16 protein-coding genes and 1 tRNA gene are annotated in these 14,693 nt (G+C 61.2%); 3 read left to right on the plus strand and 14 right to left on the minus strand.

What is annotated here, in order from left to right; all coding sequences use genetic code 11:
* Positions 1 to 35: 35 nt before the first annotated feature.
* The 10 genes from C1M53_RS27410 to C1M53_RS27455 all read right to left on the minus strand — a co-directional run bounded on the left by C1M53_RS27410 (position 36) and on the right by C1M53_RS27455 (position 10,620).
* Positions 36 to 581 (minus strand): glutathione peroxidase, encoded by a 546-nt coding sequence (locus tag C1M53_RS27410; protein ID WP_245488316.1) that lies wholly within the window; start codon positions 579 to 581, stop codon positions 36 to 38.
* 13 nt (positions 582 to 594) lie between these two features.
* Positions 595 to 1,407 carry an MBL fold metallo-hydrolase gene (locus tag C1M53_RS27415; RefSeq protein WP_129415218.1) on the minus strand — a complete coding sequence of 271 codons (813 nt, stop codon included), beginning with the start codon at positions 1,405 to 1,407 and terminating at the stop codon, positions 595 to 597.
* A gap of 5 nt (positions 1,408 to 1,412) precedes the next feature.
* Entirely contained in the window at positions 1,413 to 2,207 is a 795-nt protein-coding gene (locus C1M53_RS27420; RefSeq protein WP_129415219.1) for a TatD family hydrolase, read from the minus strand.
* The gene (gene metG, locus C1M53_RS27425; RefSeq protein ID WP_129415220.1) at positions 2,207 to 3,760 is read right to left on the minus strand and encodes a methionine--tRNA ligase; all 1,554 of its coding nucleotides are present in this window, start codon (positions 3,758 to 3,760) and stop codon (positions 2,207 to 2,209) included. Before metG ends, C1M53_RS27420 begins: the two co-directional genes overlap by 1 nt.
* An 81-nt stretch (positions 3,761 to 3,841) precedes the next feature.
* Positions 3,842 to 4,897, minus strand: coding sequence for a DNA polymerase III subunit delta' (locus C1M53_RS27430; protein ID WP_129415221.1), 1,056 nt, complete (start codon positions 4,895 to 4,897; stop codon positions 3,842 to 3,844).
* On the minus strand, positions 4,894 to 5,568 hold the full coding sequence (tmk, locus tag C1M53_RS27435; RefSeq protein WP_165358251.1) for a dTMP kinase: 675 nt from the start codon (positions 5,566 to 5,568) through the stop codon (positions 4,894 to 4,896). The genes C1M53_RS27430 and tmk overlap by 4 nt, the downstream gene beginning before the upstream one ends.
* 275 nt (positions 5,569 to 5,843) lie before the next feature.
* Positions 5,844 to 7,016: a D-alanyl-D-alanine carboxypeptidase family protein gene (locus tag C1M53_RS27440; RefSeq protein ID WP_129415223.1), complete on the minus strand. Its 1,173-nt coding sequence runs from the start codon at positions 7,014 to 7,016 to the stop codon at positions 5,844 to 5,846.
* 84 nt (positions 7,017 to 7,100) lie between these two features.
* Positions 7,101 to 8,294 (minus strand): septal ring lytic transglycosylase RlpA family protein, encoded by a 1,194-nt coding sequence (locus tag C1M53_RS27445; RefSeq protein WP_129415225.1) that lies wholly within the window; start codon positions 8,292 to 8,294, stop codon positions 7,101 to 7,103.
* Positions 8,295 to 8,550: 256 nt separating this feature from the next.
* Positions 8,551 to 9,441 (minus strand): PhzF family phenazine biosynthesis protein, encoded by an 891-nt coding sequence (locus C1M53_RS27450; RefSeq protein ID WP_129415227.1) that lies wholly within the window; start codon positions 9,439 to 9,441, stop codon positions 8,551 to 8,553.
* Positions 9,442 to 9,465: 24 nt separating this feature from the next.
* Complete coding sequence (locus C1M53_RS27455; RefSeq protein ID WP_129415229.1) at positions 9,466 to 10,620, minus strand: epoxide hydrolase family protein; 1,155 nt, start codon at positions 10,618 to 10,620, stop codon at positions 9,466 to 9,468.
* A gap of 97 nt (positions 10,621 to 10,717) precedes the next feature.
* Here C1M53_RS27455 and C1M53_RS27460 point away from each other — a divergent pair, with 97 nt between their 5' ends.
* The gene (locus C1M53_RS27460; protein WP_129415230.1) at positions 10,718 to 11,599 is read left to right on the plus strand and encodes a LysR substrate-binding domain-containing protein; all 882 of its coding nucleotides are present in this window, start codon (positions 10,718 to 10,720) and stop codon (positions 11,597 to 11,599) included.
* 67 nt (positions 11,600 to 11,666) lie between these two features.
* On the opposite strand, the gene C1M53_RS27465 is transcribed toward C1M53_RS27460, so the two are convergent.
* The 4 genes from C1M53_RS27465 to C1M53_RS27480 form a co-directional block, all read right to left on the minus strand.
* Positions 11,667 to 12,287: an amino acid transporter gene (locus C1M53_RS27465; protein WP_129415232.1), complete on the minus strand. Its 621-nt coding sequence runs from the start codon at positions 12,285 to 12,287 to the stop codon at positions 11,667 to 11,669.
* A gap of 29 nt (positions 12,288 to 12,316) precedes the next feature.
* Positions 12,317 to 12,406: transfer RNA gene (locus tag C1M53_RS27470), tRNA-Ser, on the minus strand.
* 73 nt (positions 12,407 to 12,479) lie between these two features.
* The gene (locus C1M53_RS27475) at positions 12,480 to 13,646 is read right to left on the minus strand and encodes a tyrosine-type recombinase/integrase (protein WP_129415234.1); all 1,167 of its coding nucleotides are present in this window, start codon (positions 13,644 to 13,646) and stop codon (positions 12,480 to 12,482) included.
* Positions 13,643 to 14,104 carry a hypothetical protein gene (locus C1M53_RS27480; RefSeq protein WP_129415236.1) on the minus strand — a complete coding sequence of 154 codons (462 nt, stop codon included), beginning with the start codon at positions 14,102 to 14,104 and terminating at the stop codon, positions 13,643 to 13,645. The genes C1M53_RS27475 and C1M53_RS27480 overlap by 4 nt, the downstream gene beginning before the upstream one ends.
* A gap of 85 nt (positions 14,105 to 14,189) precedes the next feature.
* Between C1M53_RS27480 and C1M53_RS27485 the strand changes: the two genes are divergently transcribed.
* Both C1M53_RS27485 and C1M53_RS27490 read left to right on the plus strand, forming a co-directional pair.
* Positions 14,190 to 14,429: a hypothetical protein gene (locus C1M53_RS27485; protein WP_129415238.1), complete on the plus strand. Its 240-nt coding sequence runs from the start codon at positions 14,190 to 14,192 to the stop codon at positions 14,427 to 14,429.
* Positions 14,426 to 14,662, plus strand: coding sequence for a hypothetical protein (locus tag C1M53_RS27490; RefSeq protein WP_129415240.1), 237 nt, complete (start codon positions 14,426 to 14,428; stop codon positions 14,660 to 14,662). The genes C1M53_RS27485 and C1M53_RS27490 overlap by 4 nt, the downstream gene beginning before the upstream one ends.
* Positions 14,663 to 14,693 lie beyond the last annotated feature (31 nt).

Below are 14,693 nucleotides of genomic sequence, written 5' to 3' on the forward strand. Positions count from 1 at the left end.
TATGGAACTTGCGCCTATCGAGCAGGACGTGCCGATCAGGCGGTTTGCGCCAGCTCTTTCGCTATAGACGCAAGAAGCCGTGGATCGTCGGGCGTGACATCCGGAGCAAAGCGCGCTGCGATCTTGCCGTTACGGCCAACAAGAAACTTCTCGAAATTCCAGAGGATTTCGCCGTGCTCTCCAACTGGAATGCCGCGGGCCTGTAGCATCTCGCGCATCGGCCCATCGCCGGTCGTCTCCGGAGACAAGGCAATCAGTTGCCTGTACAGCGGATGCTTTTCGTCGCCCTTGACGGTTATCTTCGAGAAAATCGGAAACTGCACATCATAAGTGCTGGTGCAGAATGCGACGATCTCTGCGTCGGATCCAGGCTCCTGCCCCTTGAAATCATTGGCGGGAAACGCCGCGATGACCAGGCCTGCGTCGCGGTTTTCGCTGTAGAGCCTTTGCAAGCCTTCATACTGCCGCGTCAGCCCACATTTCGAAGCGACATTGACGACAAGAATGACCTTGCCGCTGTATTCGCGCAGCGTGGTCTCATGTCCGTCCGCACGTTTCACTGGAATATCAAGCAGTTCCACTCGATTGCTCCATTCAAGGATACGGAATTTCGACAACCATCCCATCGAATGCCGGTTCGACGTTGTCCGGTGTCTCAGCCTGCACCGCCTTGTAGTCCAACGGCACATGCATATGCGTCAGCACGGCTCGCTTCGGCGCGAGCCGTTCGATCCACGACAGTGCTTCGCCGAGCGAAAAATGGCTCGGATGCGTTCTGTATTGCAGTGCATCGATGATGAGGACCTCGAGATCCCTCAGGCGGGCGGCCGTCGGTGCCGGAAAATCGGACACGTCCGGACAGTAAGCCAATTGGCCGAGACGGAAGGCCAGCGACACGATGTCGCCGTGCACCTGCGGCAACGGCTCGAAGGTGAGGGCGCCCCCCTCTCCTTCCACCACGAATGGCCGGTGATGCTCGATCAGATGCGGCTGCAAGATCGGCGGATAAGAGCTTCCGGGTGGCGTTTCGAAACAATAGCCGAAACCCTGTTTCAGCCGCTCCATCGTGGGGCCGTCGGCATGGATGTCCATCAGGCGATCCCGGCCGATCACAAAGGTGCGCAGGTCATCGATGCCATGGATATGATCGGCATGCGCATGCGTGTAGACCACGCCATCGATATGTCTCACCGACGCCAGCAGCATCTGAGCGCGGAAATCGGGGCCAGTATCGATGGCAACCGTGGTCCGGGCGCCATTGGCCCTGATGCGCTCTACCAGGGCCGCGGCGCGCATGCGGCGGTTCCTGGGATTGGCCGGATCACAGTTACCCCAGTCACCATTGAGGCGTGGTACGCCTGGCGACGATCCGCAGCCGAGAATGGTGAGGCGGAGCCGGTCGGCCACGGTGCTCAGTCGCCTTGCTGTGCCAACTGCGGCATCTTCGAAAACAGCCGAAAGAAATTGTTGGTGGTGATCTGGGCGATCTCGTCCTGGTTCACACCGATCGTTTCCGCCAGAACCCTTGCGGTTTCAGTGACATAAGCCGGTTCGTTGCGTTGGCCGCGATGCGGTACTGGCGCAAGATAAGGCGCGTCTGTTTCGACCAGCAACCGGTCGCGCGGCACGTCCCTGGCGATGTCCCGCAACTCGGCCGAGTTCTTGAAGGTCAGGATGCCTGAGAAGGAGACATAGCCCCCCAGTTCCACGCCGACCTCGGCCAGCCGTCGACCCGACGAGAAGCAATGCAGAATGAAGGGGAAGGCGCCCTTCCCTTTCTCGTCGCGCAGGATCGCGATCATGTCGTCGTCGGCATTGCGCGCGTGTATGACCAGCGGCAATCCGGTTTTGCGCGCGGCTGCGATATGCGTGCGCAAGCCTTGAGCCTGCGCATCGCGCGGTGCCTTGTCGTAAAAATAGTCGAGGCCTGCCTCGCCGATCGCGACCACCTTCGGGTGCTCGGCCAGTCGAGCGAGATCCTCCGTCGTGATGTCGAGCTCCTCGGCGGCATTGTGCGGATGTGTGCCGACGGAGCAAAACACCTCTTTGAAAGATTCTGCAATTTCAAGAATTTGCTGGAACCGCTTCACGCGCGTCGAGATCGTGACCATGCGTCCGACGCCTGCCGCCAGGGCGCGGGCGACGATGGCCGCCCGCTCCTCGGCAAAATCCGGAAAATCCAGATGGCAATGGCTGTCGACAAGCATCAGGCTGTCGCTTCCGGCGCGGGTTCGACGTAACGCGGAAACACCGGTTGCGGCGCCGGCAGTGCCGTGCCGGGCACCAGTGCATATGCGTCCGCCAGATGCTCGAAGTCGCGCTTGTCATCGGCCACGGCCAGCGTATCGAGCAGCTTCGCGGCCGAGCCCGGGATATAGGGCTGGCACAGGATGCCGACACGCCGGATGATCTCCGCCGTCGTCCACAGCACCGTTTCCATGCGGGCGGGGTCGGTCTTCTTCAGCGCCCAAGGCTCCTGCGCCGCGAAATAGCGGTTGGCATCGGCGACGACCGCGAAGATCGCCGCCAGTGCCTGATGGATGGCCTGCTCGCTCATCGCCTTGCGTGCTGCCGCCAAGGCCGCGGTTGCCTGCTCGAGCATCGCGTTGTCGGCCTCCGCAAGCGTGCCACGCTGCGGCACCACACCGTTGCAGTTCTTCGCGATCATCGACAGCGAACGCTGCGCCAGATTGCCGAGATCGTTGGCGAGGTCGGCATTGGTGCGGTTGACGATCGCCTCATGGCTGTAGCTGCCGTCCTGGCCGAACGGCACCTCGCGCAGGAAGAAATAGCGAACCTGGTCGAGGCCGTAATGATCGACCATCGTGAACGGGTCGATGACGTTGCCGACCGATTTCGACATCTTCTCGCCGCGGTTGAACAGGAAGCCGTGTGCGAACACGCGCTTCGGCAGTTCGATGCCCGCCGACATCAGGAAGGCCGGCCAATAGACGGCGTGGAAACGCACGATGTCCTTGCCGATGATGTGCGTGGCCGGCCAGTAGCTCCAGGACGGCGACTGGGTGTCCGGATAGCCGGCGGCGGTGATGTAGTTGGTGAGTGCGTCGACCCAGACATACATGACGTGTTTTTCGTCACCCGGCACCGGGATGCCCCAGTCGAAAGTGGTGCGAGAGATCGACAGGTCCTTCAGGCCCGATTTGACGAAGGAGGCGACCTCGTTGCGGCGCTCGGACGGACCGACGAAGTCGGGCTGATTTTCATAGAGCGCCAGCAGTTTGTCCTGATAGGCTGAGAGCCGGAAGAAGTAGCTTTCCTCCTCGACCCATTCCACCGGTGTACCCTGCGGGCCATAGCGGACATTGTCGGCACGGACTTCGGTTTCTTCCTCGCCGTAATAGGCCTCGTCGCGAACCGAATACCAGCCGGCGTAGCCACCCTTGTAGATGTCGCCATTGGCTTCCATCGCCTTCCAGATGGCCTGGGAAGAAGCATGGTGGCGCTGTTCCGTCGTGCGGATAAAATCATCATTCGACGCATTGAGCGCCTGCGCCATCCGTCGGAATTCGGCAGCGTTGCGGTCAGCCAGCTCGCGCGGGGTGATTCCTTCCTTCTTGGCCGTCTGCAGCATCTTGATGCCGTGCTCGTCCGTGCCGGTCAGGAAGAACACGTCCTTGCCGTCGAGGCGCTGGAAGCGCGCAAGCGAATCCGTTGCGAGCAGTTCGTAGGCATGGCCGATATGCGGCTTGCCGTTCGGATAGGAAATCGCAGTGGTGATGTAGAATTTCTCACGGGACATTGTGGGCCGTCATGAATGTCTGAATGGAAGTTGTGGCGTGGATATCGCATCGGCATGGCGAAAGCCATCCCGAGAGGGCCGTCACATTCGCATCGCAGAATTCAGTCGGTCGATCATCGTGAGTGCGTGTTGTTTCTTGTCGAGATTGTAGGTCTCGGTCTCAGATATAGCGCGCTGCGCATCTTGCCAAGTGTCGGACAAAAGTTTGGCACGCCCCAGATCGCCAGCGATCGCGGAGGAACTTGCCGCCGAGGACAGCAATTCCAGGGCATGGCGGTTGAAGGTCTCGAACGGGATCGCCTGATCGCGACCGGCGACGGTTTCAGCCAGTTTGTAGGCGCCGGCGAGGTCCACCCGACGGGTCGAGACCAGCTTTTCGAGTGCTGCGGCAATCTCCAGGCCGCCATATTGGGTCAGCAGGATGGCAGCCCGGGCGCTGCCCCCTGCCCGCTCCGCAAGCGCTGCACTTTGGGCGGCGTCATCCGGTGTGCCTTGACCGATTGCATCCAGCACCGTCATCAGGTCTCGCTCTCCAAGCGGCGCGAGCCTCAGCACCTGACAGCGCGAGCGGATGGTCGGCAGCAGGCTGCCCGGTGCATGCACGATGAGCACGAAAATCGTACGTGCCGGCGGCTCTTCAAGATTTTTGAGCAACGCGTTGGCAGCATTGGTGTTCATGTCGTCCGCTGGATCGACGATCACCACCCTGTAGCCGCCGTCGTGCGAGGTCATCGACAGGAACTGTCCGACCTTGCGGATCTCGTCGACTGTCACCACGCTCTTGAATGCCTTGGTACGGTCATTCATCGGCCGTGTGAGATGCAGGACGGAGGGATGCGCGCCCATCGCGATCTGCCGGTAGAGCCCCGACGCGGGATCAGGAACAACCAGGGTTTCCGGCGCCCGATTGCCGTCCGGGTTTTTCAGCAGATGATACGCGAGGTGGAAGGCGAGCGTGGCCTTGCCGATGCCTGCCGGCCCGCACAGCATCAGCGCATGCGGGAGCTTGCCCGCTCTGTAGGCAGCCGCCAGAGTTGTCGTGACGTCCGAGTGTCCGATTAGGCGCGGGTTCTCTGCGGGCTCCGGAACCTCATCCAGCGTATCGTGCTGCTCAGGCGCCAGCCGCTCGAAACTCATGCCGGCGCCTTGTGGCTGGTCTTGGCCGGCCTGGACTTCTCCAGCATCGCGAAAACGGCATCCGTGACCGCATGTTCGACCGTGTTGGCGTCACCGGAAGCGTCGATGACCACGCAACGCTTGGCCTCGGCCCTGGCGATGGCCAGGTAGGCATCGCGGCGCTGTTGATGAATGGCCAGGGTCTCCTTTTCGAAGCGGTCCGGCGTTTCGCCGGGATTGCGCCGGGCTGTTGCGCGGCGCAATCCTTCTTCCGGATCGATGTCGAGGATCAAAGTAAGGTTCGGCACCATGCCATTGATGGCCACGCGCTGCAGGGTATCGATGAACGCCGGGTCGAGGCCGCCGGTGGCGCCTTGGTAGACGCGCGAGGAATCGATGAAGCGATCGCAAAGCACGATCGCGCCACGCTCCACGGCAGGCCGGATCACCTGTTCTACATGATCGGAGCGCGCTGCGGCGAACAGCAGCGCCTCCATCTTCGGTCCGAAGGGCTCGGCCGCACCGGACAGCAGAACGTGTCGAATGGCCTCGGCCCCGGGTGAACCACCCGGTTCCCGGGTCACCAGGACATCGTATTTCTTGCCACGCAGCCGCTCGGCCAGCCGCTTGATCTGCGTCGACTTGCCGGCACCCTCGCCGCCCTCGAAAGTGATGAAAGATCCGTTCGCCAAACGCTGCGCCTCGGTTGTGGCCCCGACATCAAACATAGGTGTCCAACGCCGCTGCGGCGAGAGGACTAGCGCATCGGACGGAAAATCGGAAATCGATTTTCAACAAGCGCGATGCGCGAATCCAGGTGCCGGAATGTGCTTTGCCTGTCGCCGCAACCCGAGTCGCCCAGACGCACATCCGAACGACCCACTCATAGTGCCGGCCGACGGCAAGGTCCACAACTGACACACAAAGGCGTGCACAAGAATTGCTGAAGAGCGACGCCCCTGCCCGCCTAGCGCAGCCAGCCGACCGCCAGCTCCTTGACCGCATCCGCCGCGCGGCGCGGCAGCGAACCGACTTCCACCGTTTCGGCGGCGAACACCGGGGTTTCCTGACTCAACGTGTCGCCAATCCAGACGCGCAGCGTGCCGACAGGCTGGCCGACCTCGACAGGCGCCGGTAGCGGGCCGTTGTAGACGATACGCGCTGTAACCTTGTCGCGATTGGCGATCGGCAGGACGAGGTCTATCGCTCCCTTGGCTTTCAGCGCCACGCCGGATTTGACGCCGCCAAACACCGCTGCTTCGCCAACAACTTCGTCCTTGGCGAAGACTTCGGTCTTTTCAAAGGAGCGCAGGCCCCAATCCAGCAGCTTGCGGACTTCCTCCGAGCGCTCGCGGTCGTTGGCCAGGCCACTCATGGCAGCAATCACCCGCTTGCCGCCCTGGTTGAGGGCACCGACAATGGCAAAACCATCCTGTTCACTGGCGCCGACCGCCAGTCCTTCAGCACCGGCATCCATCGCCAGCAACGGGTTGCGGTTGCGCTGGGTGATCTTGTTCCAGGTGAAATCCTTGAGGGCGAAATAGGGATAGAATTGCGGATACTCGCGCGAGAGGCGCAACGCCAGCAGCGTCATCTCGCGCACCGTCGTCTTCTGACCTTCCGCCGGCAGCCCGGTAGCATTGACGAAGGTCGAGATCGGCAATCCGATCTGACGTGCGCGCTCGTTCATCTGGAGAGCGAAATTTCCTTCCGAGCCGGCAAATCCTTCGGCGACGATGATGCAACCGTCATTGGCGGCCTGCACCGCGATGCCCTTCATCAGGTCTTCGAGCCGGATCGCCGACTTGAGCGCGGCAAACATGGTGGAGGTGCCCGAAGGCGCACCGCCCTTGCGCCACGCATTTTCGCTGACCACGAAGGTGTCGTTGAGCGTCATGCGGCCGCTCTTCACGGCATTGAAGGCCATTTCAAGCGTCATCAGCTTGGCGAGCGACGCCGGCTGGATCGGTTTGTCGGCCTGCTTGGAGAACAGCACCGTGCCGGTCTCGGCGTCGATCATATACGCGGTCGCCGCCTTGGTTTCGAACAGCTGCGCGGCCGCCGGCCATGCCGACAGCGCCAGCAGGGAAAGGAGAAACAGGCCTGCCAGAGAAGAGCAAAAGCGGGATTTGGCAATCATAATGAGACGTTATCAGGATCGTCCGTCACGGATCAATCGCCAGGAAGCATGGGGCACGACTTATCCGCCGTGCTCGTTACCCGCTCAGTCACGAACGGCGAAAGCGTCGGGCGCTCCGTGGCTCCAGGCCGCTTCCAGCATGCTGTCCACGCTCATGCGGCCGTCCTGGTAGAGGTTGACCGAATACCAGTCCTTGCCGTCGAGCTTGGCCTGATCGATCTCGACGCGGCCATAGGCCTTCAATGCGGCTGCGACCTGCTTTGCTTCCCTGGCGTTGTCGAATGTGCCCGCGGCCACATAGTCGTCGGAGGGATCCTCGGGCTGCTTCCAGCTGCCGAGTGCCGCCGCAGGCCCTTCCAGCGCAGCAAAGGCACTTGCGGAACGCTCCGTGCGCTCCGCGGCGTAGTTCAAGCTCGCCATCTCGAAGGGCAGTTTCGGGCTCACCGCGAAGTCCGGCCGTGCTGGCGCGATCGGGCCGAAATCCGGCAGCGCGACGCTGTCGGCCCCCATCGGCTGCGCAGCCAGAACAGGTTCGGGCAGCGACGTCGTATCCGTCAACTGGCCGGGGAATGGAATGGCAGCAGCGCTTGCACGCACTGGCGCGCTGGGCATGGAGCCGTTCATTGCAACCATCACGCCGGTCGGCAGGCCATCGGACGGATCAGGTATCCTGTTGCCGGGATGATAGGAGGCCATGAGGTAGGAATCGTCATTGCCTTCGAGTGGCGCGCGGCCGACATAGTCGACCTTGACCCGGGCAGTGCCGATCTTCGAATAGCCGAGCATATCGGCGGCGCGCTTGGACAGGTCGATCAGGCGGCCTTCGTGATACGGGCCCCGGTCGTTGACGCGCACGATGACCGAGCTGCCGTTGTCGAGATTGGTGACGCGGGCATAGCTCGGCAGAGGCATGGTCGGATGCGCGCCGGTCAGCTGCGACAGGTCATAGACCTCGCCGTTGGCGGTCATGCGGCTGTGAAAGGCCTCACCGTACCAGGAGGCGGTACCTGTCTTGGAGTAGCGCTTTTCTTCCTTCGGGTAGTACCACTTGCCGCGCACCTGATAGGGCTTGCCGAGCTGGTCGCGCCCTCCGCCGCGCCGCATGGCGACACGCGGGCTGGCCTTCACGCCATATTCGGATTCGGCGAAATATTCCTTCGAGCGTTTCTTGCTCACCATGCTCTTCGGTTCGGACGAAGCACAGGCGGCAAGAACGCCGACCGAGACGGCCAGCAGCGCATAGGTGGAAAAACGACGAAGACGCGCCGGACTTGGCATACTGGAACTGTCCCCTCCGAACAACGGCAACGCTACTCAAACACGGGCGAAGCCGAAGCGCTTCGTGTGACAAACCTGTCCGACGCCCCGATCCCCAGAGCCCCTTTTTGCGCAGGAAATGCTTATCACACGCTTAACCGACTATGGTTCGAAACCGGCGAGATTGTGGCGAAATGACGGCATTGTGCCGTGACCCCCTAACCAATTGTGGAGTCTCCAGCTGGACTGGCGAGGTGTTGCCGCATCTCGAGGCCATTCAGAGCCACAGTTTCCCTTCCGCAGCAATCACGCCGCTGGCACTGATGCGTACCGCAAGGCCGTCGATTTCAACTTCGATAAGGCTCGGACGGCCGAGTTTCGTGCCCTGCTCGATAACGACGCGTTCAGGCGAAGCAAAACCGTGGTGGACGAGATGGGCAGCCAGGGGGCCTGCTGCCGTACCAGTCGCCGGATCCTCGCCGATACCCATTGTGGGATTGAAGAAACGAGCATAGGCGAGCGTCTCTACGGATGGGGGATCAAGGCTGAAAACATAGCAGCCTTCGGCTCCGGACTGCCTCAGGATCGCGCCGAGCGCGTCAACATCGGGCCTTGCGGCATCGACGGCTTCGCGATCCCTGAGCGCGACCATCAGATGGCCCGCGCCGGTATCGACCACCTGTATCGGCGGGCCGTCGCCATTGACGGTGTCTGGCGCAAGGCCAAGTGAAGCAGCCAGGCCGGCCAGATCTTCCACCTGGCTTCCCCATCGGGCGGGGGATTGTGCCATCGTCACGCGGATCGGTTGGCCGGGCGTCGCGTCGATCGATAAAGGAAAAAGTTGCCCGCCGATCTCCTGTGTGAAGTCTGTTCGCCTTTCCTTCAACTCCAGCCGTCCCGATTGCGCAAGCCAGAGCCATGCGCCGAGGGAGTTGTGTCCCCCTGCCCCGAACACCTCGTGCCCCGCAGCCGTGAAAGAGCGCAGCCGCCGGGTTGCGCCGGGAAGCGTCGCTTGCAGGACGAAAGTCGTCTCGACCAGGTTGAACTCACCGGCGATGGCGGCCAGCGTGTCGTCGGGCAGCTCGTCGCCGCCTTGGACGACGGCCAGCGGGTTGCCTGCAAGTGGGCTGGCGGCGAAGACATCGATGATGGCGAATGGCAATGACATTGCTGTTCTCGCGAAAGTTGGCGTTCAAGCGTTCAGTTTCGAGAAGAATGCGCGGATATCCTGCGCCAGCAGATCCGGTGCATCGGACGCGGCAAAATGACCGCCGCGCGGCATCTCGGTCCAATGCACGATGTTGTTGGCACGTTCGGCAAAGCTGCGCACGGAGCGGAAATCATTTGGGAAAACTGCGACGCCGGTCGGTGTCGGGTTCATCACTTCGCGGTAGCCGGCACCCGTCTGCTGGTCTTCGTAGTAGACGTTCGCCGCAGATCCACCTGTTCCCGTGAACCAGTAGAGCGATGCCTGCGCCAGGAAACGATCACGATCGACATTGTCGATGTTGTTTCCTTCGAAGCCGAACCAGAGTTCTGTGTTCCAGGCCATCTGGGCGACAGGCGAATCGACGAGCCCATAGGCAAGCGTACCGGGACGCTTCGCCTGTATCTGATGATAGCCGTTGTACTTCTCGAAATTGGCGAGGATCGCCATGCCCTCCATCTCGAAAGGCGAGAGCCTGTCCATTTCGCCATCCGCACCGGCGGGAAAGGCGAAGATCTGCAGCACATGCGTGCCGACGAGACCGTGCGGTTGTAGGATACCCAGTTCGCGCCCGATGCCGGAGCCAATATCGCCGCCATGGGCACCATAACGGTCATAGCCCAGTCGTTTCATGAGCGTGTCCCATGCTCTGGCGATCCGGGCCGAATCCCAGCCGCCTTCACGCAGCGGACTGGAGAAGCCGAATCCGGGCAGCGAGGGGATCACCAGATCGAAGGCCTGTCCGCCACTGGTCGGGTTGGTCAGCGGCTCGATCAGGTCGAGGAACTCCATCACACTGCCCGGCCAGCCGTGGCTCAGGATCAGCGGAAATGCATCGGGATGCTGCGACCTGATGTGCAGGAAATGGATCGGCTGGCCGTCGATTCCTGTGATGAATTGCGGATAGCTGTTCAACCGGGCTTCATGCTCGCGCCAGCGGAAGTCGTTCATCCACCGGTCGACGAGTTCCATGACAAAGCCGACCGGTTGCCCACGCGAATGATCGTTGGTCGTGGCATATGGCCAGCGTATCTTGCCAAGCCGCGCCTTCAGGTCGGCAATCTGCGTATCGGGAATGGCGATCCGGAACGGCTGTATGGCGGTCGGGTCAGACGTGGCGACATGGTTGGCCTGGGACATTTTGTTCTCCTGCGGGGTGTTTCGATGCCAAGGAGTGTCGTTGTCACCGCGCACGAAAAAAATGGAGATTTTGCCTACGAGCCTATAGAATATCTATATGGTTGCTCTGAATCGCATTCCCCTGAACGGCCTGCGTGCCATCGAAGTGGCGGGCCGCCTCGGCTCGCTGGCAAAGGCGGCCGAGGAGATGGGCATCAGCGTTGGCGCGGTCAGCCAGCATGTCATCCGAACCGAGAAGCTGCTTGGGCGTCCGGTTTTCGAGCGCACAGCGCGTGGCCTGACACCGACGCCGTTCGGCGCACGGATGCTGGCCTCGCTGGAGCCGGCGTTCCGTTCTATCGCGCAGGCGCTGGATCAGGCCGGCGCGACCGATCGTACGGTGCTGGCTGTCACCACCACGCCTGTCTTCGCCACCCGATGGCTGGTGCCGCGGCTCAGCGCATTTCAGCGGAAGCGACCCGAAATCCAGGTGCGTATCGAAACCGGGCTCACATTGACCGACCTCGATCGGTCCGATCTCGATGTCGCACTGCGCATGGGCCGGGGCACGTGGCCGGGCACCCGTGCGGAATTGCTTTTGCGGCAGCGCATCTTTCCGGTCTGCGCCCCGGCGCTCGCCGCAAATCTGAGGACGCCGGCCGATCTGAAATCGGCCCCGGTGATCCGCTATCCTGCCATGGAGAACTGGACGGACTGGCTGGCCCCGCATGACATGGCCGAGGCCGATCTGCCGCAAGGGTTGAGTTTCTCCGACGCATCCCTGTCGCTCGAGGCGGCAACGGCCGGGCTCGGCGTGATGATCGCCTGGCAGGCGATCGCTGCCGACGCACTTGCGGATGGCAGGCTGGTCAAGCCGTTCGGGTGGGAGGTCGAGACCGGAATCGACCTCTGGTTCGTCGCGTCCGCGGCCCATGCCAACGATGCCAAGATCGTTGCCTTCAAGCGATGGCTGAAAAGCGAATTGGCGGGGCAGGAATGATGATGCGGTTGCCGATGTTTTCGCCGGTCGCTCCCCCGGATCCCGCTTGACGCCGATCGTTCTTAGCCTAGACGCCAGCGGTGCGATCCTCACGCAGAGAAGCGATCCATCCATGGCCGGGATGCATTGCCTCAAGCCAGCCGGTCAGGTCAGCTCTCTCCCCAGCATCGAGGCGGGGCAGCGCGGTACGAAAATCGAGATCATCCTTTTCCCGACGGTGCTTCGCCTTGAACAGCAGCACGATGGCCGGCGCCAGATAGGCAATTCCGGTGGAGTTCCTGCGGATCGCCGCAGTCCTCGGCACCCGGATCGCGGGTTCCCGTTTGTAGATCCAGAAATCAGGCGTTCCCCGCTCGATCATCATGTCCACGCGCCAGAAACCCGCGGTCATGTCGGCTCCCCAAAGCTGCCAGAGATCAGTGGCAAGTGCTGTCTTGGCAGGATGATGCGTCAGGTTACCGTCACGGGCGGCAAAGAATTCCAGATCCGACAGGAGATCGCGACAACGTCCGACCTGGTCCGGCAGAACAGCAAACTCCAGATCCTCGTGTTCGCGGGTAAGACGCCCATGCCACAGGTCCAGGGCCCAGCCGCCAACCACATACCAACTGGGATCATCGTGCCCAAGCCGAGAAGCCAGATCCTGTGGCGACCATGGTTCCCAGGCATCTTCTGGAATAGGTTTCATGCCGACACTTGCATCGATTGTCGGGAAAGTGGCGGAGGGAGTGGGATTCGAACCCACGGTGACATCGCTGCCACGCCGGTTTTCAAGACCGGTGCCTTAAACCGCTCGGCCATCCCTCCAAATAGTTGAGTTCAAAGCACTTTTTGCCTTTCTGCGGTTTGCTCAAAAGGCCGTTTGCTACGCACTTTGCAACTATTTAGCTTTTCGACTTGCGCTTATAGCGGCCTGCAACGCGGCGTCAACTTGCTCGGCAGCATCTGCTTGCATTCCTGGCATGACATGCGAATAAAGATCGAGCGTGATGCCGATCGTGGAATGCCCCAGACGTTCACTGGCCACTTTCGGATGAACGCCGGCAGCAAGCATCTGCGATGCGTGGGTGTGTCGAAGATCGTGGAAACGGATACGCGGCAGCGAGGTCTTGCCCACGATGCGCACCCACTCATGCGTCAAGGAACGCGGCTGGATCGGCTGCCCGTCATACTGCGCGACGACGAAACTGTCCCCATCTGGACGAACACCTAGCCGTAGCTGCTCCTCTGCTTGTCTGACGCGATGGGCGCGCAATTCCGCCAGCACGGTTGACGATAGCGCTACGGTGCGTGCACGGCCTGATTTCGGTTCTTTGTACCTAACGCCGTCCTTTGTCTGTTCAGCGCTCTCCACAATTGAAAGTGCCTTCAAGTTGTCGCTGACATTACGCCAGCGAAGCGCCAGGATCTCCCCTCGACGCAAGCCGCACATGACGGCAAGCACAGTGGGGATAAACATGCGCGTCGGCCGAATTGCCTCCAGTAGCTCGGCAGTCTGTGCGGCGTCATAGGCGAGCATCTTCTTGCGCTCGACCTTCGGCGGCGTGGTTGCATTCGCTGGGTTCTTGCTGAGCCGTTCCCAGGTCACAGCCTGTCCCAGGGCTTTGATAAGCACTCGACGGGCATGGTGGACGGTCCGGGGTGAAAGACCGCCCTCCCCGTCCCTGCGGCCAGCTGTGAGCATCGTAGTAAGCGCGGTGTCGATCCGATCAGTCTTAAGCTTCGAGAGGATCACGTCCCCGATCTGCGGCGCGATGGTCTTCCGGCAAATCTCGGTGTAGCGCTCAAGCGTCTTTGGAGCGACGGACGGACCAACGAAGGCCAGCCATTCGTCTAGGAACTGCGCCACGGTCTGCTTGGATGGTGCCACATAGTTGCCGGCTTCAAGCTCGGCAATCAACCGCGCGCATTCGCTGTCAGCCTGCCGCTTCGTGCCTTTGAAGCTGTGCCATTTGCGTTTCTTCTTGCCGGTTTTCGGATCGCGTTCTCCGACATCAAGCACGATGGCCCAATGGCCGGGGCTCCGCTCGCGGACGTGACCTTTCATTGGTCCTTTTCCTCCATCCCAGAGATCATGCCCTCCAGCTCGCTCCGCTTCTCATCAGCAAGGCGCATGGCCTCCTTTAGATCGCCTCCCCTGGCGAGCGCCCACGTCTCAAGCCGCGCCACTTGCGCCCGATGCATCAGGATATTGGTTCGCCTATAGAGCTTTCGGTATTCGTCTTTCAGGAATTCCACTTCATCGGTTTGGTCTCCTGATTTGTTGCGTTCTTTCCATGCTGCGGTTGTCGACTTCATCGCCTCCGCGACTTTTCGGAGCGCGCTCATCAGTTCCTTTTCCTGATCCTCGTAACGCATCGCGATCTGGCATAGACGCCGGATCGCCTCCGATCTGTTCGGCACGCGATGTCTGAATTGCCAATCGTCGATCGCCCCAATTTCGTCTTTGGTGATGACCATCTGGAGGCGGATGCTCTCACTGTCGCCGAGCTTTGGTCGTGCCATTCGGGGATAACTCCACTTTTCATGGCAAAAATACACACGAAACCTTGCGCGTCAATCTGGCGCGGGATAAATAGGTATTGTGTGTATGATTGGCATGAACGAAAGGAGAAACATCTTGACGCTGGATGAAGCACTATCCCGCCCGACCATTTCCGTTGTGGATGCCGGAGCGATTTTTTTCGGCCTTGCCCGCAACGCCAGCTATGACGCCGCCAAGAGCGGCGACATTCCGACCATCAGGATAGGAGGTCGCGTCTTGGTCCCTGTGGCACCTTTGGCCGAAAGCCTCGGGCTCAAGACTACATTCGGAAGGGCTGCGGCATGAGCAAGCTGTTCTTCAAAGTGTCCTGGCAACACAACATTGACCGTTACCGCGACTTGCAGAAACTGGCTCGAAAAGCCGGCATGTCCCTTCAGGTTAAGAACGTGAGCCGGACCCGCGGCATACCCGTCTTCCTGTTTTTCCTCACCGAGCCGGGCAAGAACGGCCAGCCCTTTCACAGTCTCGAAGATGCAGCTTCGGCGCTCAATGCGATGGCAGGCATGGGGAAGGTCTAAATGCGGTTACTCCTCGCCCTCCTCTGCTTCT

Origin of the sequence: Mesorhizobium sp. Pch-S (assembly GCF_004136315.1) — a bacterium.
In the GTDB taxonomy this organism is placed as follows: Bacteria; Pseudomonadota; Alphaproteobacteria; order Rhizobiales; family Rhizobiaceae; genus Mesorhizobium.